Below are 17,029 nucleotides of genomic sequence, written 5' to 3'. Positions count from 1 at the left end.
AGCAGTTAACCTTGCAATGTTTCCAAGGTCAGATCCAGGCACTTACGCGCCTTGGTCACCAGCTCATCGATCTCGTCTTTGCTGATCACCAGAGGCGGCGAGATGATCATGGTGTCGCCTACGGCACGCATGATCAGACCGTTAGCGAAGCAGAATTGGCGGCAGATCATGCCAACACCACGGCCTTCGTAACGTTTGCGGGTGGCTTTGTCCTGCACCAGTTCAATGGCACCCAACAGGCCTACACCACGCACTTCGCCCACCAACGGGTGATCGTTCAGTTCACGTAAACGCTTTTGCAAATACGGTGCCGTTTCAGCGTGGACCTTCTCGATAATTTTTTCTTCGCGCAGGATGCGGATGTTTTCCAGTGCCACTGCCGCTGCCACCGGATGACCCGAGTAGGTGAAGCCGTGGTTGAAATCGCCACCTTCGTTGAGCACGGCAACCACCTCGTCGCGCACGATCAGGCCGCCCATCGGGATGTAGCCCGAGGTCAGGCCCTTGGCGATGGTCATCATGTCCGGCTTGAGGTCGTAGAAATCGCTGCCGAACCACTCGCCGGTGCGACCAAAACCACAAATCACTTCATCGGCAACAAAAAGAATGTCGTACTTGGCCAGGATTTCCTTGATGCGTGGCCAGTAAGTGGCGGGCGGCACAATCACGCCGCCTGCGCCCTGGATCGGCTCGGCAATGAAGGCACCGACATTATCGACGCCCAGTTCGAGGATTTTTTCTTCAAGCTGATTGGCAGCCCAGATGCCGAACTCTTCCGGGGACATGTCGCCACCTTCACCGAACCAGTACGGCTGCGGGATGTGGGTAATGCCCGGGATCGGCAAGTCACCCTGTTCGTGCATGTAGGTCATGCCGCCCAGGCTGGCGCCGGCCACGGTGGAACCGTGGTAGCCGTTTTTGCGGCTGATGATGGTTTTCTTGTTGGGCTGGCCCTTGATCGCCCAGTAGTGGCGAACCATACGCAACATGGTGTCGTTGCCTTCAGAGCCTGAGCCGGTGAAGAACACGTGATTCATGCCTTCAGGCGCGATCTCGGCGATGGCTTTGGACAGCTCGAGCACCGGCGGGTGCGCGGTCATGAAAAACAGGTTGTAGTACGGCAGCTCGCGCATTTGCTTGCTGGCAGCTTCGGCCAGCTCGTCACGGCCATAACCGATGGCAACACACCACAGGCCGGCCATGCCGTCGAGAATCTTGTGGCCTTCGCTGTCCCACAGATACACGCCCTTGGCGTGCGTGATGATACGTGGGCCCACTTCCTTCAACTGTTTGAAGTCGCTGAATGGTGCCAGGTGGTGGTCGTTACTCAGTTGTTGCCATTGAAGGGTTTGCGGGTTCTTGTTAGTCATACAGCTCTCCTTTTATTCAGTAGAGGAGGGGCGCGCCTCCAAGGCGCAGCCCCTCGGCGTGTCAGACGGCGAACAGCAGGAATTCCCGCTCCCACGAACTGATGACGCGCTTGAAGTTTTCATGCTCGGCACGTTTGACGGCCACGTAGCCTGCAATGAACTTGGTGCCCAGGTACTTCTCGACAGTCTTGCTGCTTTCCATGCGGGCCAATGCCTCTTCGAGGGTCAGAGGCAGACGCAAATTACGACGCTCATAACCACGCCCGACCACTGGCGCACTCGGGTTGATGCCCTCGACCATACCGATGTAGCCACACAGCAAGCTGGCCGCAATGGCCAGGTACGGGTTGGCGTCGGCGCCCGGCAAACGGTTTTCAACCCGGCGGTTTTGCGGGCCTGCATCCGGCACACGCAAGCCCACGGTGCGGTTCTCTTCGCCCCATTCCACGTTTACCGGTGCCGAGGTGTCCGGCAGGAAGCGGCGGAAGGAGTTCACGTTCGGCGCGAACAGGGGCAGCAGTTCTGGAATGAACTTCTGCAACCCGCCGATGTGATTGAGGAACAACTGGCTCATGGTCCCGTCTTCATTGGAGAAGATGTTCTTGCCCGTGTTGATGTCGATAATGCTCTGGTGCAAATGCATGGCGCTGCCAGGCTCACCGGTCATGGGCTTGGCCATGAACGTGGCGGCTACGTCGTGCTTGAGTGCGGCTTCGCGCATCGTGCGCTTGAACACCAGGATCTGGTCGGCCAACGACAGTGCGTCGCCATGACGGAAGTTGATTTCCATCTGCGCCGTGCCGTCTTCATGGATCAGCGTGTCCAGATCCAGCTCTTGCAGCTCGCACCAGTCGTAAACGTCTTCGAACAGCGGATCGAATTCGTTGGCCGCTTCAATGGAGAAGGACTGACGACCGGTTTCAGGGCGACCGGAGCGACCGACCGGCGGCTGCAACGGGTAATCCGGGTCGTCGCTGCGCTTGGTCAGGTAAAACTCCATTTCTGGCGCCACAATCGGCTGCCAGCCGTGGTCGGCATAGAGTTTGAGCACTTTTTTAAGCACGTTGCGCGGCGACAACTCAATCGGGTTGCCCTGCTTGTCGTAGGTGTCGTGAATCACCTGAGCGGTCGGCTCAATCGCCCACGGCACCACAAAGACTGCGTTCTGGTCAGGGCGGCAGATCATGTCGATATCGGCCGGATCCAGAAGCTCGTAATAGATGTCGTCTTCGACATAGTCGCCCGTTACGGTTTGCAGCAGGACGCTTTCGGGCAGGCGCATGCCTTTTTCAGCAATGAACTTGTTGGTCGGCGAAATCTTCCCGCGAGTAATCCCGGTGAGGTCGGCGATCATGCATTCGACTTCTGTGATCTTGTGGTCTTTCAACCAATCGGTGAGCTGGTCGAGGTTGTTACTCATAAATGCCTCTGGGCTGAGTGTCCTGACTTGAATAAGTCAGGCGTTTACTGACGCATCCGCGTCGCGTTGTGTTGCGCGCCTTCTGCAGGCATCTCCAAATGCCTGGAAGAGGGCGAGATAAATCGGGTTAGAGCTTACCTGCCATTCGGGGTGCCACTGAACCGCTAAAGCAAAAGCCTTGCCGCCCTCCACCGACACCGCCTCAACCAGACCGTCCGGGGCAATCGCTTCAACCCGCAGGCCCGGCGCTACCCGCTCGATGCCCTGGGTATGAATCGAATTGACCTCGAACTCCGCAGGCAAGCCCAGGCCTGCCAGGACGCCGCCGGGTTGAACGTGCATGGCGTGGCTCGGCGCGTATTGCACTTCAACCGGGGCGCTGGGATCTTCGCGATGCTCAATAAAGCCTTCGACTTCGTGCAATTTCTGGTGAAGTGAGCCACCCAGAGCTACATTCAATTCCTGAAAGCCGCGGCAAATACCGAGCACCGGAACACCAGCCGCCAACGCAGCACGAATCAAGGGGAGGGTAGTCAGATCACGTTCAGGATCATGCAACGTGCCTGGCACACTGGCGGTACCGCCATAGAGATGGGGTTCAATATTGGAGGGCGATCCGGTAAAGAGAATGCCGTCCAGACCGTCAAGAATATCGGTCGGATCAATCAGTTGCGCCAATGACGGAATGATCAGAGGCAAGCCTTTGGCAGCCACTGCAACTGCTCGCACGTACTTATCGCCAGTGATGTGATAAGGATGCAAACCGATCTGCTTGGTGCAGGCGGTAACGCCGATTAACGGCAGGCGTGACATGTAACACCCCGGTATTATTGCTGTTATGGGTTTGAATCGAGCTTAGCCTTGTTCATTTTTTTACACAACACCCCCGTAAAAAATACAACACGGTCCGCTCAAGCCCGCGGTCGGCAAGAATTGAAACAGGCCAAACACGCCCCAAAAAGCGTCAAAAATGGCCTTTAGGCGCTTTTTAAGGGCAAAAAAGAGGCTGCTTGACTTCGGTATGCCGTTCGGGTTGACTGAAACCCGTAGCGCTCAATGATTGATATTTTTAACAACAAAGGTGTTGCATCATGTCGGTACCCCCGCGTGCCGTTCAGCTTAACGAAGCGAACGCGTTCCTTAAGGATCATCCTGAGGTTCTGTACGTAGACCTTCTCATTGCGGATATGAATGGTGTGGTGCGCGGTAAGCGCATCGAACGCACCAGCCTGCACAAGGTTTACGAGAAAGGCATCAACCTGCCGGCCTCTCTATTTGCCCTTGATATCAATGGCTCAACGGTGGAAAGCACCGGCCTGGGTCTGGATATCGGTGACGCAGACAGAATCTGTTATCCCATCCCCGACACCCTGTGCAACGAGCCTTGGCAAAAGCGCCCAACCGCGCAATTGCTGATGACCATGCACGAGCTTGAAGGCGAACCTTTCTTCGCCGACCCACGGGAAGTGCTCCGTCAAGTTGTTACCAAATTTGACGAAATGGGCCTGACCATCTGCGCAGCTTTCGAGCTGGAGTTCTACCTGATTGACCAGGAGAACGTTAACGGTCGCCCACAGCCTCCACGTTCGCCGATCTCCGGCAAACGTCCGCACTCGACTCAGGTTTACCTGATCGACGACCTCGATGAATACGTCGACTGCCTCCAGGACATTCTGGAAGGTGCCAAAGAGCAAGGCATCCCGGCTGACGCCATCGTTAAAGAAAGTGCCCCGGCGCAATTCGAAGTGAACCTGCACCACGTTGCCGACCCGATCAAGGCCTGCGACTACGCGGTACTGCTCAAGCGTCTGATCAAAAACATCGCCTACGACCATGAGATGGACACCACCTTCATGGCCAAGCCTTACCCGGGCCAGGCAGGCAACGGACTACACGTTCACATATCGATTCTGGACAAAGAGGGCAAAAATATTTTTGCCAGCGAGGATCCCGAGCAGAACGCCGCATTGCGTCACGCGATCGGCGGTGTGCTGGAGACCCTGCCAGCGCAGATGGCCTTCCTTTGCCCGAACGTCAACTCCTACCGTCGTTTCGGCGCACAGTTCTACGTGCCGAACTCGCCGTGCTGGGGCCTGGACAACCGTACCGTGGCCATTCGCGTACCCACCGGCTCGTCCGACTCGGTACGTATCGAACACCGGGTTGCCGGTGCCGATGCCAACCCGTACCTGTTGATGGCCTCTGTGCTGGCCGGTGTTCACCACGGTCTGACCAACAAGATCGAACCGGGTGCGCCAGTCGAAGGCAACAGCTACGAGCAGAACGAGCAAAGCCTGCCAAACAACCTGCGCGATGCGTTGCGCGAGCTGGATGACAGCGAAGTCATGGCCAAATACATCGATCCGAAATACATCGATATTTTTGTCGCCTGTAAAGAGAGCGAGCTGGAAGAGTTTGAACACTCCATCTCCGACCTCGAATACAACTGGTACTTGCATACCGTGTAAGCGATTGCAGTCCACAAAAAACGCCACAGGCCTCACGGCCTGCGGCGTTTTTTTATGGGCATCGACCACCCATCGAATCGTATTTTCCTACCCGCTCCTCCAGAAACCCCCTACATAAACACCGCACAGATTGTTTCAAAATGTTTTCCCGGCTGTCCTTACCAGCCACCGTCCACGAAGACACATTCATGAAACTCCATTACCTGGGCATCGCCCTGTTTGCCATCGGCCTTGGCCCCGTAACCGCTGCCCCGACCAGCCACACTAACTGGAATTACCTGTCGCCCACAGGACCTGACGAGTGGGGCGACCTGCACGACGAGCACGCCCTGTGCAGCGCTGGCACCCAGCAATCACCGATCAATATCAAGGCCAACACCTCCGCAGCTCTGCCTGCCCTGGCCATTCACTACCCGGCTGGCCCGGCCGTGGTGAAACATAATGGTCATAGCCTGGAAGTCACCACTGAATCAAAAGGCGATGTGACCTTGGCGTCAGGCACCCATAACTTCGTGCAAATGCACTTCCATACCCCCGCTGAAATGCAAATCGATGGTCGAAAGTACCCATTTAGCGCTCATTTGGTACACCGTGATGCCGTTGGCAACCTGGCAGTCATTGCCCTGTTGTTTGACGTCGGAGCAAAGAACAAAGCCTTGGACTCCCTGTTTTCAAGCCTGCCGCGTCGTGAGGGTGACTCAGTGACCTTGAACAACCTGGATGTACAGAGCCTGTTTCCTGAAAAGCTGGATTACTTCACGTTCATGGGATCGCTGACGACTCCGCCCTGTACCGAAGGCGTTCGCTGGCAGGTGTTGAAGGTGCCGGGCACGGTCTCCCAACAACAACTCAATGCCTTCAAGCAGTTGTTCCCGATGAATGCGCGCCCAATCCAGCCGACTAACGATCGCATGGTGAAGTTCGCGGGCTAACGCTGCGGGTTTACAGACAACCTCGGACCCGGCTCGTACAATGCCGACTGCCCCGCAGGAGACACCCATGACGCGCCTTGCCACCCCTCGAAAGTCACGCGCCCGCAGCCAGGTCCGGATCGATTTGATACTCAATGCTGCCCGCACATTGCTGGCAGAAGAAGGGGTGTCCAGCCTGTCGATTTACAGCGTGGCCGAACGCGCGCAAATCCCGCCGTCATCGGTCTATCACTTTTTTGCGGGAGTGCCCGCGCTCCTCGAAGCGCTGACCGGTGACGTGCATGGCGCATTCCGCGCCTGCCTGCAGGTGCCGATCGAACATGACGGCTTAAAGGGTTGGGGAGATTTGTCGCGCATTATTGAGCAGCGAATGCTGACGATCTACAGCGAGGATGCTGCCGCCCGGCAACTGATCCTGGCCCAGCATGGCCTCACCGAAGTCACCCGGGCCGACCGCCAGCACGACCTTGAACTGGGCCAACTGATGCATGGCTTGTTTATGCGTCATTTTGAGCTGCCAGTACTGCCACAGGACGTGGACGTATTTGCCTTGGCGATGGAACTGGGCGACCGCGTGTATGCGCGCTCCATCCAGTTGCACGACTGCATCACCCCGCGCATGGCCGAAGAAGGGATGCGCGTGGTGGATGCTTATCTCGGGCTGTACTTGCCGACTTTTTTGCCCAAGCGTGAAAGCCCGTCAAACACCTGACCGTAAGCCTGCATCAACTCTTGTGAGAGTGCCTTTGTGGGAGCGGGCTTGCTCGCGATTGCATCGAATCGGTTCATCGAGAGACCGCACCGCCTGAATCGCGAGCAAGCCCGCTCCCACAGAAGTGGATGAGCGGCTCAGAACGGCGCATCACCCCGCGCATGGCCGAAGAAGGGATGCGCGTGGTGGATGCTTATCTGGGACTGTACTTGCCGACTTTTTTGCCCAAGCGTGAAAGCCCGTCAAACACCTGACTGTAAGCCTGCATCCACTCTTGTGAGATTGCCTTTGTGGGAGCGGGCTTGCTCGCGATTGCATCGACTCGGTTCATCGAGAGACCGCACTGCCTGAATCGCGAGCAAGCCCGCTCCCACAGAAGTGGATGAGCGGCTCAGAACGGCGCATCACCCAAAATGGTCGCACGATGCATCACGCGGCGCATGGCCGAAGAAGGGATGCGCGTGGTAGATGCTTATCTGGGACTGTACTTGCCGACTTTTTTGCCCAAGCGTGAAAGCCCGTCAAACACCTGACCGTTTGCCTGCATCCACTCTTCTGAGATTGCCTTTGTGGGAGCGGGCTTGCTCGCGATTACATCGACTCGGTTCAACGAGAGACCGCACCGCCTGAATCGCGAGCAAGCCCGCTCCCACAGAAGTGGATGAGCGGCTCAGAACGGCGCATCACCCAAAATGGTCGCACGATGCATCACGCGGCGGTTAGGGCGGTAGTCATCCACGGCGTAATGCTGGGTCACGCGGTTGTCCCAAAATGCCACGTCGTTTTCCTGCCAGCGCCAGCGAATGGTGTATTCCGGGCGGGTGGCATGGGCGAACAGCAGCTTCAGGATCGCTTCGCTTTCGGCTTCAGACAGCTCATTGATCCGCGTGGTAAAGCCTTCGTTGACGAACAGCGATTTTCGCCCGCTCACCGGGTGCGTACGGATCACCGGGTGCGACAACGGCGGATTGTTCTTGCGGGTTTGCTCCCAGCGCGCCAGCTCTTCAGGGGTCGATCCAAAACGCTCCAGCGGGAACGACTTGGTGAAGTCATGGGTGGCCGTCAACCCCTCCAGCAACACTTGCAGCGGCCCGGACAACCCTTCAAAAGCCGCGATCCCGGCCGCCCACAATGTATCGCCACCAAACGCCGGCAGTTGCTTGGCACTCAACACCGCGCCCATGGCCGGCGTCGGCAAAAAAGTCACGTCGGTGTGCCACACCGCATTGTCGCGCACGTCGGTCACGGCCGTGTCCAGCACCAGCACTTCAGGCTGCTCCGGCACGTTGGGATAAATCGGATGAATATGCAGATCGCCAAAGTTGGCGGCAAAACGTGCCTGCTGCTGGGGCGTAATCGACTGATTCCTGAAGAACACCACATGATGCGCCAACAACGCTTGCTCGATGGCATCACGGTACTCAAGACTCAGGGGCTGAGTCAGGTCAACGCCGTCTATCTGGGCGCCAAGGGCAGAGCTAATCGGGGTAATGGTCAGGCTCATGATCTGTCTCTTTATCAGCGCGCCGATTAATCAGCGTCGAGTTCTGTTAATTAGTGAGCCTGGCCGTGCCACGGCACCAGCTTGCGTTGCAGGGCCCGCAGGCCCATTTCCATGGCAAAGGCGATGATGGCGATCACCAGAATCCCCAGCACCACCACATCGGTGACCAGAAATTGCGCAGCGGACTGCACCATGAAGCCCAGGCCACTGGTGGCGGCGATCAGCTCGGCGGCCACCAGGGTCGACCAGCCCACGCCCAGACCAATGCGTACTCCGGTCAAAATATCCGGCAAGGCACTCGGCAAAATCACATGGCGAATCAGCTGCCAGCGCGTGGCGCCCAACGACTGCGCCGCGCGCACTTTGGCCGGGTCGACCGTGCGTACGCCCGTGGCGGTAGCAATGGCGATAGGGGCAAAGATCGCCAGGTAAATCAGCAACACTTTCGACAACTCGCCAATCCCGCACCAGATCACGATCAGCGGCAAATAGGCCAAAGGCGGAATCGGGCGGTAGAACTCGATCAGCGGGTCGAAAATCCCCCGCGCAATCCGGTTGTGACCAATGGCGATACCCACCGGCACTGCCGTCAGAATCGCAAAGCCCAGCCCCAGCCCGATACGGCTCAAACTCGCGCCCAGGTGTTGCCACAGGGTGGAGTCCATATAGCCAGCGGTCGCGAGCAACCAGCCTTTTTGCAGCACGGCAGAGGGCGGTGGCAAAAACAGCGGCTCGATCCACCCGCCCGCAGTGACAGCCCACCAGACGGCGATCAGAGTGACGAGGGTCAAGACGCTGATCCAGCGCGTGCTCAGGCTGCGTTTAACCGGGCGCGGTGCGTGGGGCACAGCAACGGGGGCGCCAGTAACGGCTTCATAACTGCTCATGCGCGCTCCTGCCGCTGGGCGGCACCGCGTTGTGAAAACACGCGCTCAAGCACATGTTCACGGGTTTCGATAAAACGAGGGTCGGACTTGATCGAGCGGGCAGACTCGCCCGCGTTGTAGCGCTGGCCAAAATCCAGGGTCAACCGTTCAACAATGCGACCCGGGTTGGGCGCCAGCAAAATCAGATCCGTGGCCAGAAACACCGCTTCTTCAATGTCGTGGGTAATCAGGAAAACGGGCTTGTCGGTGCGACGGCACACTTGCAGCAGCAGTTCCTGCATCTGCTCACGGGTAAAGGCATCGAGGGCGCCGAACGGTTCGTCCATCAGCAACACACGGGGGTCGGCAGCCAGCGCTCGGGCCAGGCCCACACGCTGTTTTTGCCCGCCCGACAGCTCCCACACCCGGCGCTTCTCAAAACCGGACAAATCCACCAGCGCAAGCATTTCACGGGCGCGGGCTTCGCGTTTGCTGCGCGGGACACCGGCCAGTTCAAGGCCAAAGGCCACGTTCGCCAGCACGTCTTGCCACGGCAGCAACACATCGTCCTGAAACACGACGCCGCGCTCTGCGCTGGGGCCATGTACCGGCACGCCATCCAGGGTGATTCGACCACTGCTGGGCTCGACAAAGCCTGCAATCAAATTCAGCAACGAGGTTTTACCGCTGCCCGAAGGGCCGAGGGCGACCAGCAGTTGCTGAGGGCCGAGGCTGACGGAGATGTCCGACAGCACCGGCTCAGCGGCGCCAGGATACTGTGCGCTGATGCGCTCCAGCGATAACAAGGCCATGACCGTCGACTCCTCAGCTGCGTTGATTATTGAGTAACAAAAGTGGCGTTGACCGACGGCGCGTAGTCCGGCAGTACGGCGTCGACTTTTTTCTGCTCTTTCAAGAAGGCAGCGGTGTCGGCCAGGGCTTTGGTGGTCGGTGCGCCCAGCAAGACAACCTGGTCAGCCGCCAGCGGGTACACGTTGCCTTGCAGCAACAGAGGGATATCCGTTGCCTTGGCGCCCGACAGTTTCACCACCTTGTCGATGTTGCTCTGATTGGCCAGCCAGGCTTTTGGATCCTTGTGGTAGTCGGCATAGGCATCCAGCGTCACCTTGGCAAACTGCTTGACCACTTCCGGGTGCTTGGCGGCGTAGTCCTTGCGCACGATCCAGGCATCAAAGGTCGGTGCGCCCAGCTTGCCCAGCTCACCCGAAGTAATCAGCACCTTGCCGTTTTCCTTGGCCGTACCCAGTGCCGGATCCCACACGTAGGTGGCATCGATATCGCCACGCTTCCAGGCCGCCACGATGGCCGGTGGCGCCAGGTTCAGAATCTGTACTTTCGAAGGGTCGATGTTCCAGTGCTTCAAAGCGGCCAGCAGGCTGTAATGACCGGTGGACACAAAGGGCACGGCCACTTTTTTGCCGACCAGATCCTGCGGACCGTTGATGCCGGAACCGTCGCGAGCGACCAGAGCTTCAGAGCCGCCCAGCTGGGTAGCAATCAGAAAGGTTTCAACCGGAACGTTGCGAGTCACTGCTGCCGTCAGCGGGCTTGAGCCCAGGTAAGCAATCTGCACATCCCCCGAGGCGATGGCGGCAATGATGTCGGCACCGTTATCAAACTTGCGCCAGTTGATCTTGGCCCCCGTGGCTTTCTCGTAGGCGCCATCGGCCTGGGCAACTTTTGCCGGGTCCACGGTGGTCTGGTAAGCCACGGTGACATCCGTGCTGGCGGCCTGCGCAAAGAAGCTGGCACCCGCCAGAGACAAAGCAGCCAAAAGGCGTAAGGGAGAATGCAATTTCATCAGGAAGCTCCTCGGCAGGCGGCCGGATATCGGCAGAATGCGAGGTTAAATGATCTAAGAAACTCTAAATAAATAACTTTTAAGCATTAGCTTATGTAGTTCCGCGACATCCGCAGGCAGGCTCGTGCCACAGATGCCCAGGCATTTTTCCCTGCCTGTGATCGAAGCCAAGGTTTAAGAACCAAACGCTATTAAAAGATTCATGAAATTATGTTTAGGAATTAGACGAAAGACCGATAGCATTCCTTTTCGTGCGCGTAGGAAATATCCTGCTTTATGCCTATTCGATCTTAAAAGATCATAAATAATTCTTTTTAGGTTTATTAAATAGCCATTAATCTGCGCACAAACGACGGGAGACTAGACAAAGGTCGTAGACATGATTGGTTACGATTGACTTGCCAGTCACCGTCTGGCGCTAATCGCGCATCTGCAGCACCCAGACCTCAGATCCGGGGCTAATGAAATACAAAAATTAGAAACGCAAAGGAGCAACACAATGAACAAGTCCACCTTGGCCATCGCTGTGGCCGTAGGGTTGTTGGCACAACAAGCAAGCGCTGCAGGCTTCATTGAAGACAGCAAAGCCACGCTGAAACTGCGTAACTTCTACATCAACAACGACAACCGTGATTCGGGTGCGCCGAAAAACTCCAACTACACCGCTGAATGGGGCCAAGGCTTCCAGCTGGACTACACCTCGGGTTTCACCCAGGGCACAGTCGGCTTCGGTGTGGACGCCATTGGCCTGCTGGGCGTCAAACTTGACTCCAGCACTGCCAAACACGGCAACCCTAATGGCACAAACTCTGGCGGCTCGGTATTCCCAAGCGACGGCAACCACGCTGTAGACGATTTCTCCAGCCTGGGCCTGACCGCTAAAGCCAAGATTTCCCAGACCGAACTGCGCATCGGCACCCTGCAGCCAAAACTGCCGGTTATCGTGACCAACGACGGTCGTTTGCTGCCGCAAACCTTCCAGGGTGGCCAGATCACCTCCAGCGAGTTCAAGGACCTGACCTTCACCGGCGGCCAGATCGAACACGCCAAGGGCCGTAACTCCAGCAACAACGAAGGCCTGTCGCTTGGCGGCGCCAACGGTGGCTCGAACTACAGCACGGGCAAGTTCGTTAACAAGTTCTACTACGGCGGCGTTGACTACAAACTCAACAAAGACCTGTTGCTGCAGTACTACTACGGCAACCTGGAAGACTTCTACAAGCAACACTTCCTGGGTCTGACCCACAACTGGTCCATTGGCCCGGGCGTGTTGAAATCTGACCTGCGTTACTTCAACAGCTCCGACGACGGCAAGAACGGTAACGAGCCGGCCTACTACACCACAGGCGATTACCACACCCAGGCCAACGGCAAGGGTAAGGTCGACAACAACCTGATCAGCGGCCTGTTCCTGTACACCGTTGAAGGTCACACCTTCGGTGGCGGTTATCAGGTCAGCAACGGCAGCAGCGACTTCCCGTTCCTGAACCAGGGCGACGGCGCATCGGCTTACATCCCTACCGACATGCAGATCTCGAAATTTGCCCGTGCTGGCGAACGCACCTGGCAGGCACGCTACTCGTATGACTTCGCTAAAGTGGGCGTTCCTGGCCTGACGGCGGGCGCGGTTTACCTGCGTGGCGATAACATCGACACCTACAACGCCAACCGTGTGCAGACCAGCAATGGCGCTTCCGAGTGGGAACGCGATATCACCGTGGCTTACGTTATCCAGGAAGGCACGCTGAAAAACCTGGGCTTCATGTGGAAAAACGCCATGTGGCGCAACGACATTGCCAACCAGCGTGATCAAGACGAAAACCGTCTGATCGTCAGCTACTCGATCCCGTTGCTGTAAGCCTGTTGTAGATCAAAGGTTAGAAAAATCCTGCCCGGCGCAATGCCGGGCAGGGTGTTTACCGAAGACCTGAACGGTCAATTCGCAACACATTCAAATGTCGCAGCTCCCTGCCGCTCCCCTTGCCCAACTGAGTTCAGACTGGACCTGGTGCATTGTTGCGTCCAATGAAACAGTTTTTAATATTCCATTCAGACCTAACCAAATCGATATTTATTCTTTTTAATTAGCTCGTGACGCAGGCAGAGTAAAGCCATCACGCCCTGCCATTCCCTATAAAAAGGAGCTGCACCATGAGCCTCAGACTCGGCGACATCGCCCCCGATTTCGAACAGGATTCCAGCGCTGGCAAGATTCACTTCCATGAATGGCTGGGCGACAGCTGGGGCGTGTTGTTCTCGCACCCGGCGGACTTCACCCCGGTGTGCACCACCGAACTGGGCTTTACCGCCAAGCTCAAGGATGAGTTTGCCAAGCGTGGCGTCAAAGCCATCGCGCTGTCGGTAGACCCGGTGGACTCGCACCACAAGTGGATCGAAGACATCAACGAAACCCAGAACACCGTGGTCAACTTCCCGATCCTGGCCGATGCCGATCGCAAGGTGTCCGACCTCTACGACCTGATCCACCCCAATGCCAGCGACACCCTGACGGTGCGCTCGCTGTTCGTGATTGACCCGAACAAAAAAATCCGCCTGACCATCACCTATCCGGCCAGCACCGGGCGCAACTTCAACGAAATTCTGCGGGTGATTGATTCCCTGCAACTGACGGACAGCCACAAAGTCGCGACACCGGCCAACTGGCAGGACGGCGACGAAGTGGTCATCGTGCCATCGCTCAAGGACGAAGACGAAATCAAGAAACGCTTCCCCAAGGGCTACCGCGCCGTGAAGCCCTACCTGCGCCTAACGCCGCAGCCCAATAAATAATCCCTACACCCGTAGTCGCTGCCGCAGGCTGCGAAGGACTGAGGCGACTCGGATAAACGGGTTGCTGCGCAACCCTTCGCAGCCTACGGCAGCGACTACTCAATTTCCCAGTGTCTTCAGCAGGGTTTCTGGCCGTTTCGACGGCCTTTTTTTTGCGTTTCATTTAACAAAATCGCATATGCATTTTAAGAATAAACAAATGAATAAATATGATTTATAGATATATAAATCACCTGTTAAGGTCTGTTCACTCAAGCGAAAACGCTGACAGCGAATTGCACATATTCATTCAAGGAAACGTCTAGATGCTGGTCGTGACACTCGGAGGAAGCCCAAGCCAACGATCCCGTTCGGGAGTGTTGCTGGAGCACGCCAAACGCTGGCTCAACCAGCAAGGCGTCGAAGTGGTGAGTTATCAGGTACGTGATTTCCCGGCCGAAGACTTGCTGCACGCACGCTTCGACAGCCCAAAAATTATCGACCTGCTGCAGCAGATTGAAAACGCCGACGGCCTGGTGATTGCGACGCCGGTTTACAAGGCCTCGTTCAGCGGCGCACTCAAAACCGTACTCGACTTGCTGCCCGAACGCGCACTGAGCCACAAAGTGGTGTTGCCCATCGCCACCGGTGGCAGCATCGCCCACATGCTGGCCGTGGACTACGCACTCAAACCCGTACTGTCGGCGCTCAAGGCTCAGGAAATGCTGCACGGCATTTTTGCCGAAGACAGCCAGATCGCTTACGGCGAAGGCAGCGCACAAGCGCAACTGGTGCCCGTGCTGGAACAGCGCATGAACGAGTCCCTTGAACAGTTCTACAGCGCCCTGGCGCGACGCCCCAAACCATTGGATCCCGGCATCCTCAACGAGCGCCTGGTCACGGCTCGCTGGAGCATTTAAAGCAAGATCCCCACAGACAGCAACACGCTTCACCACCTTACTGATCCGCTAACGGCTCGGCAGGTGCTACCCGAATCTCGAACCTCAAAAGGAGAGCGCCATGCGCCCTGTCATTTTGCGTCGCGGTCTGGTCGCACTGTTAGCTGCGGCTGTGTCCTTCGGCGCTGTTACCCAGGCTCAAGCCGATACCCTGCGCATCGGTTATCAAAAATACGGCACGCTGATGCTGCTCAAGGCCAAAGGCACGCTGGACAAGCGTCTGGCCGAGCAGGACGTTGATGTGCAATGGACCGAATTCCCCGGTGGCCCGCAACTGCTTGAGGGCCTGAACGTGGGCTCCATCGACTTCGGCGTGACCGGCGAAACCCCGCCCGTGTTCGCCCAGGCCGCCGGTGCCGACCTGCTCTACGTGGCCTACGAGCCGCCAGCCCCTACCAGCGAAGCGATTCTGGTGCCCAAGGACTCACCGATCACCTCGGTCAAAGACCTCAAAGGCAAAAAGGTCGTGCTCAACAAAGGCTCCAACGTTCACTACCTGCTGGTGCGGGCCCTTGAAGACGCTGGCCTGAAATACACCGATATCCAGACCGTGTTCCTGCCACCCGCCGATGCCCGTGCCGCTTTCGAGCGCGGCAGTGTCGATGCCTGGGTGATCTGGGACCCGTACCAGGCCGCCGCCGAACAACAGCTGCAAGCGCGCACCCTGCGTGACGCCAGCGGTATCGCCGACAACCATCAGTTCTATCTGGCCACCAAGCCTTACGCCGAACAGCATCCCAAGGTGATCGAAACCCTGGTCGATGAAGTGCGCAACATTGGCGAATGGGCCAAAGCCCACCCTGACGACGTGACCCAACAAGTCGCGCCCCTGTTGGGCCTGTCTCCTGAAATCACCCTGACAGCGGTCAAACGCCAAGGCTATGGGGCACAGTTTCTGACCCCTGAAGTGGTCAACGCGCAGCAAAAAATCGCTGACACCTTTTACCAACTCAAGTTGATCCCCAAGCCGCTGGTTGTGAAAGACGTGATCTGGACGCCCCCGGCCAATCTGGCCAAAGCCAACTAACGCTTGCTGCCCCCATTTAGGAGACCACTCCATGAGCCTCAATATTTTCTGGTTCCTGCCTACCCACGGTGACGGCCATTACCTTGGCACCTCCGAAGGCGCTCGTGCCGTTGACTACGGCTACCTGCAACAAGTCGCACAAGCCGCAGACCGTCTGGGCTTTGGCGGAGTACTGATTCCGACAGGGCGTTCGTGCGAAGACTCCTGGTTGGTGGCCGCAGCGCTGATCCCCGTTACCCAGCGCCTGAAATTTCTGGTGGCCCTGCGCCCTGGCATTGTCTCGCCCACGGTGGCGGCACGTCAGGCCGCGACCCTGGACCGTCTGTCCGGTGGCCGCGCACTGTTTAACCTGGTGACTGGCGGCGACCCGGAAGAACTGGCCGGTGATGGCCTGTTCCTCAGCCATGAAGAGCGTTATCAGGCCTCGGTGGAGTTCACCCGCATCTGGCGTCGTGTGCTCGAAGGCGAAACCGTGGACTACGACGGCGAACACATCACCGTCAAAGGCGCAAAGCTGCTTTACCCACCGATCCAGCAACCGCGCCCGCCGCTGTACTTCGGTGGATCGTCGGAAGCTGCGCAAGACCTGGCTGCCGAACAAGTTGAAATGGTGCTGACCTGGGGCGAGCCACCGGCCGCCGTCGCCGAAAAAATCGAACAGGTACGTGCCAAGGCCGCCAAGCTGGGCCGCACCGTACGCTTCGGCATTCGTCTGCACGTGATCGTGCGTGAAACCAACGAAGAGGCATGGAAAGCCGCCGACAAACTTATTTCCCATCTGGACGACGACACCATCGCCCGCGCTCAAGCCTCGCTGTCGCGCTTCGACTCGGTCGGCCAGCAACGCATGGCCGCCCTGCATGGCGGTAGCCGCGACAACCTTGAAGTCAGCCCCAACCTGTGGGCCGGCGTGGGCCTGGTGCGTGGCGGTGCCGGCACGGCACTGGTCGGTGACGGCCCAACCGTGGCGGCCCGGGTTCAGGAATACGCCGACCTTGGCATCGACACCTTTATCTTCTCGGGTTATCCCCATCTGGAAGAGTCGTACCGCGTTGCCGAACTGCTGTTCCCGCACCTGGATATCGAGCGCCCGGAACTGCCAAAAGGCGCCAGCTACGTGAGCCCGTTTGGCGAAATGGTCGCCAATGACATTCTCCCTAAAGCCGCGTCGCAGAGCTGA

15 protein-coding genes and 2 pseudogenes are annotated in these 17,029 nt (G+C 57.8%); 10 read left to right on the top strand and 7 right to left on the bottom strand.

Translation table 11 applies throughout. The features are described 5' to 3' along the window. Positions 1-5: 5 nt before the first annotated feature. The 3 genes from AC19YQ_RS00175 to AC19YQ_RS00165 form a co-directional block, all read right to left on the bottom strand. Positions 6-1,370 carry an aspartate aminotransferase family protein gene (locus tag AC19YQ_RS00175; RefSeq protein ID WP_133074977.1) on the bottom strand — a complete coding sequence of 455 codons (1,365 nt, stop codon included), beginning with the start codon at positions 1,368-1,370 and terminating at the stop codon, positions 6-8. A gap of 61 nt (positions 1,371-1,431) precedes the next feature. Beyond that, on the bottom strand, positions 1,432-2,790 hold the full coding sequence (locus AC19YQ_RS00170) for a glutamine synthetase family protein (protein WP_133074976.1): 1,359 nt from the start codon (positions 2,788-2,790) through the stop codon (positions 1,432-1,434). Positions 2,791-2,826: 36 nt separating this feature from the next. Beyond that, the gene (locus AC19YQ_RS00165; protein WP_133074975.1) at positions 2,827-3,603 is read right to left on the bottom strand and encodes a gamma-glutamyl-gamma-aminobutyrate hydrolase family protein; all 777 of its coding nucleotides are present in this window, start codon (positions 3,601-3,603) and stop codon (positions 2,827-2,829) included. 278 nt (positions 3,604-3,881) lie between these two features. Here AC19YQ_RS00165 and AC19YQ_RS00160 point away from each other — a divergent pair, with 278 nt between their 5' ends. The 5 genes and pseudogenes from AC19YQ_RS00160 to AC19YQ_RS00140 form a co-directional block, all read left to right on the top strand. Next, on the top strand, positions 3,882-5,258 hold the full coding sequence (locus AC19YQ_RS00160) for a glutamine synthetase family protein (protein WP_019828592.1): 1,377 nt from the start codon (positions 3,882-3,884) through the stop codon (positions 5,256-5,258). Positions 5,259-5,446: 188 nt separating this feature from the next. Continuing rightward, complete coding sequence (locus AC19YQ_RS00155; protein WP_500594345.1) at positions 5,447-6,190, top strand: carbonic anhydrase; 744 nt, start codon at positions 5,447-5,449, stop codon at positions 6,188-6,190. Positions 6,191-6,257: 67 nt separating this feature from the next. Beyond that, positions 6,258-6,902: a TetR/AcrR family transcriptional regulator gene (locus AC19YQ_RS00150; protein ID WP_339475010.1), complete on the top strand. Its 645-nt coding sequence runs from the start codon at positions 6,258-6,260 to the stop codon at positions 6,900-6,902. 146 nt (positions 6,903-7,048) lie between these two features. Beyond that, a pseudogene (locus AC19YQ_RS00145) lies at positions 7,049-7,156 on the top strand (TetR/AcrR family transcriptional regulator); the annotation flags it as partial. A gap of 174 nt (positions 7,157-7,330) precedes the next feature. Continuing rightward, a pseudogene (locus AC19YQ_RS00140) lies at positions 7,331-7,435 on the top strand (TetR/AcrR family transcriptional regulator); the annotation flags it as partial. 137 nt (positions 7,436-7,572) lie between these two features. Here the strand turns inward: AC19YQ_RS00140 and tauD are convergent. Genes tauD through tauA form a run of 4 tightly spaced genes read right to left on the bottom strand, consistent with a single transcriptional unit; the run spans position 7,573 to position 11,094 of the window. Beyond that, positions 7,573-8,406, bottom strand: a complete 834-nt coding sequence (gene tauD, locus AC19YQ_RS00135) for a taurine dioxygenase (RefSeq protein ID WP_500594344.1) — start codon at positions 8,404-8,406, stop codon at positions 7,573-7,575. Between the two features lie 50 nt (positions 8,407-8,456). Beyond that, positions 8,457-9,293, bottom strand: a complete 837-nt coding sequence (tauC, locus tag AC19YQ_RS00130; RefSeq protein WP_019828595.1) for a taurine ABC transporter permease TauC — start codon at positions 9,291-9,293, stop codon at positions 8,457-8,459. Then, positions 9,290-10,084, bottom strand: coding sequence for a taurine ABC transporter ATP-binding subunit (tauB, locus tag AC19YQ_RS00125; RefSeq protein ID WP_133074971.1), 795 nt, complete (start codon positions 10,082-10,084; stop codon positions 9,290-9,292). The genes tauC and tauB overlap by 4 nt, the downstream gene beginning before the upstream one ends. A gap of 26 nt (positions 10,085-10,110) precedes the next feature. Continuing rightward, on the bottom strand, positions 10,111-11,094 hold the full coding sequence (gene tauA / locus AC19YQ_RS00120) for a taurine ABC transporter substrate-binding protein (RefSeq protein WP_019828597.1): 984 nt from the start codon (positions 11,092-11,094) through the stop codon (positions 10,111-10,113). 499 nt (positions 11,095-11,593) lie between these two features. Here tauA and AC19YQ_RS00115 point away from each other — a divergent pair, with 499 nt between their 5' ends. From AC19YQ_RS00115 to ssuD, 5 genes are all read left to right on the top strand, one after another. Next, positions 11,594-12,952, top strand: a complete 1,359-nt coding sequence (locus tag AC19YQ_RS00115) for an OprD family porin (protein ID WP_500594343.1) — start codon at positions 11,594-11,596, stop codon at positions 12,950-12,952. A 293-nt stretch (positions 12,953-13,245) separates the two neighbouring features. Then, positions 13,246-13,884, top strand: coding sequence for a peroxiredoxin (locus AC19YQ_RS00110; protein WP_095027738.1), 639 nt, complete (start codon positions 13,246-13,248; stop codon positions 13,882-13,884). A gap of 305 nt (positions 13,885-14,189) precedes the next feature. After that, positions 14,190-14,783, top strand: a complete 594-nt coding sequence (gene ssuE / locus AC19YQ_RS00105; RefSeq protein ID WP_133074969.1) for an NADPH-dependent FMN reductase — start codon at positions 14,190-14,192, stop codon at positions 14,781-14,783. Positions 14,784-14,883: 100 nt separating this feature from the next. Continuing rightward, positions 14,884-15,849, top strand: coding sequence for a sulfonate ABC transporter substrate-binding protein (locus tag AC19YQ_RS00100; RefSeq protein ID WP_500594342.1), 966 nt, complete (start codon positions 14,884-14,886; stop codon positions 15,847-15,849). Positions 15,850-15,880: 31 nt separating this feature from the next. After that, positions 15,881-17,029: an FMNH2-dependent alkanesulfonate monooxygenase gene (gene ssuD / locus AC19YQ_RS00095; RefSeq protein ID WP_019828602.1), complete on the top strand. Its 1,149-nt coding sequence runs from the start codon at positions 15,881-15,883 to the stop codon at positions 17,027-17,029.

Source organism: Pseudomonas sp. MF06569 (genome assembly GCF_059862735.1).
The sequence above is the reverse complement of the archived record's forward strand: the minus strand, read 5'-3'. Positions and strand labels throughout refer to the sequence as shown.

Bases quoted from the DNA above. Each gene is read 5' to 3' on its own strand.
- AC19YQ_RS00175 (WP_133074977.1), bottom strand. From the start codon at position 1,370: ATGACTAACAAGAACCCGCAAACCCTTCAATGGCAACAACTGAGTAAC.
- AC19YQ_RS00170 (WP_133074976.1), bottom strand. From the start codon at position 2,790: ATGAGTAACAACCTCGACCAGCTCACCGATTGGTTGAAAGACCACAAG.
- AC19YQ_RS00165 (WP_133074975.1), bottom strand. From the start codon at position 3,603: ATGTCACGCCTGCCGTTAATCGGCGTTACCGCCTGCACCAAGCAGATC.
- AC19YQ_RS00160 (WP_019828592.1), top strand. From the start codon at position 3,882: ATGTCGGTACCCCCGCGTGCCGTTCAGCTTAACGAAGCGAACGCGTTC.
- AC19YQ_RS00155 (WP_500594345.1), top strand. From the start codon at position 5,447: ATGAAACTCCATTACCTGGGCATCGCCCTGTTTGCCATCGGCCTTGGC.
- AC19YQ_RS00150 (WP_339475010.1), top strand. From the start codon at position 6,258: ATGACGCGCCTTGCCACCCCTCGAAAGTCACGCGCCCGCAGCCAGGTC.
- tauD (WP_500594344.1), bottom strand. From the start codon at position 8,406: ATGAGCCTGACCATTACCCCGATTAGCTCTGCCCTTGGCGCCCAGATA.
- tauC (WP_019828595.1), bottom strand. From the start codon at position 9,293: ATGAGCAGTTATGAAGCCGTTACTGGCGCCCCCGTTGCTGTGCCCCAC.
- tauB (WP_133074971.1), bottom strand. From the start codon at position 10,084: ATGGCCTTGTTATCGCTGGAGCGCATCAGCGCACAGTATCCTGGCGCC.
- tauA (WP_019828597.1), bottom strand. From the start codon at position 11,094: ATGAAATTGCATTCTCCCTTACGCCTTTTGGCTGCTTTGTCTCTGGCG.
- AC19YQ_RS00115 (WP_500594343.1), top strand. From the start codon at position 11,594: ATGAACAAGTCCACCTTGGCCATCGCTGTGGCCGTAGGGTTGTTGGCA.
- AC19YQ_RS00110 (WP_095027738.1), top strand. From the start codon at position 13,246: ATGAGCCTCAGACTCGGCGACATCGCCCCCGATTTCGAACAGGATTCC.
- ssuE (WP_133074969.1), top strand. From the start codon at position 14,190: ATGCTGGTCGTGACACTCGGAGGAAGCCCAAGCCAACGATCCCGTTCG.
- AC19YQ_RS00100 (WP_500594342.1), top strand. From the start codon at position 14,884: ATGCGCCCTGTCATTTTGCGTCGCGGTCTGGTCGCACTGTTAGCTGCG.
- ssuD (WP_019828602.1), top strand. From the start codon at position 15,881: ATGAGCCTCAATATTTTCTGGTTCCTGCCTACCCACGGTGACGGCCAT.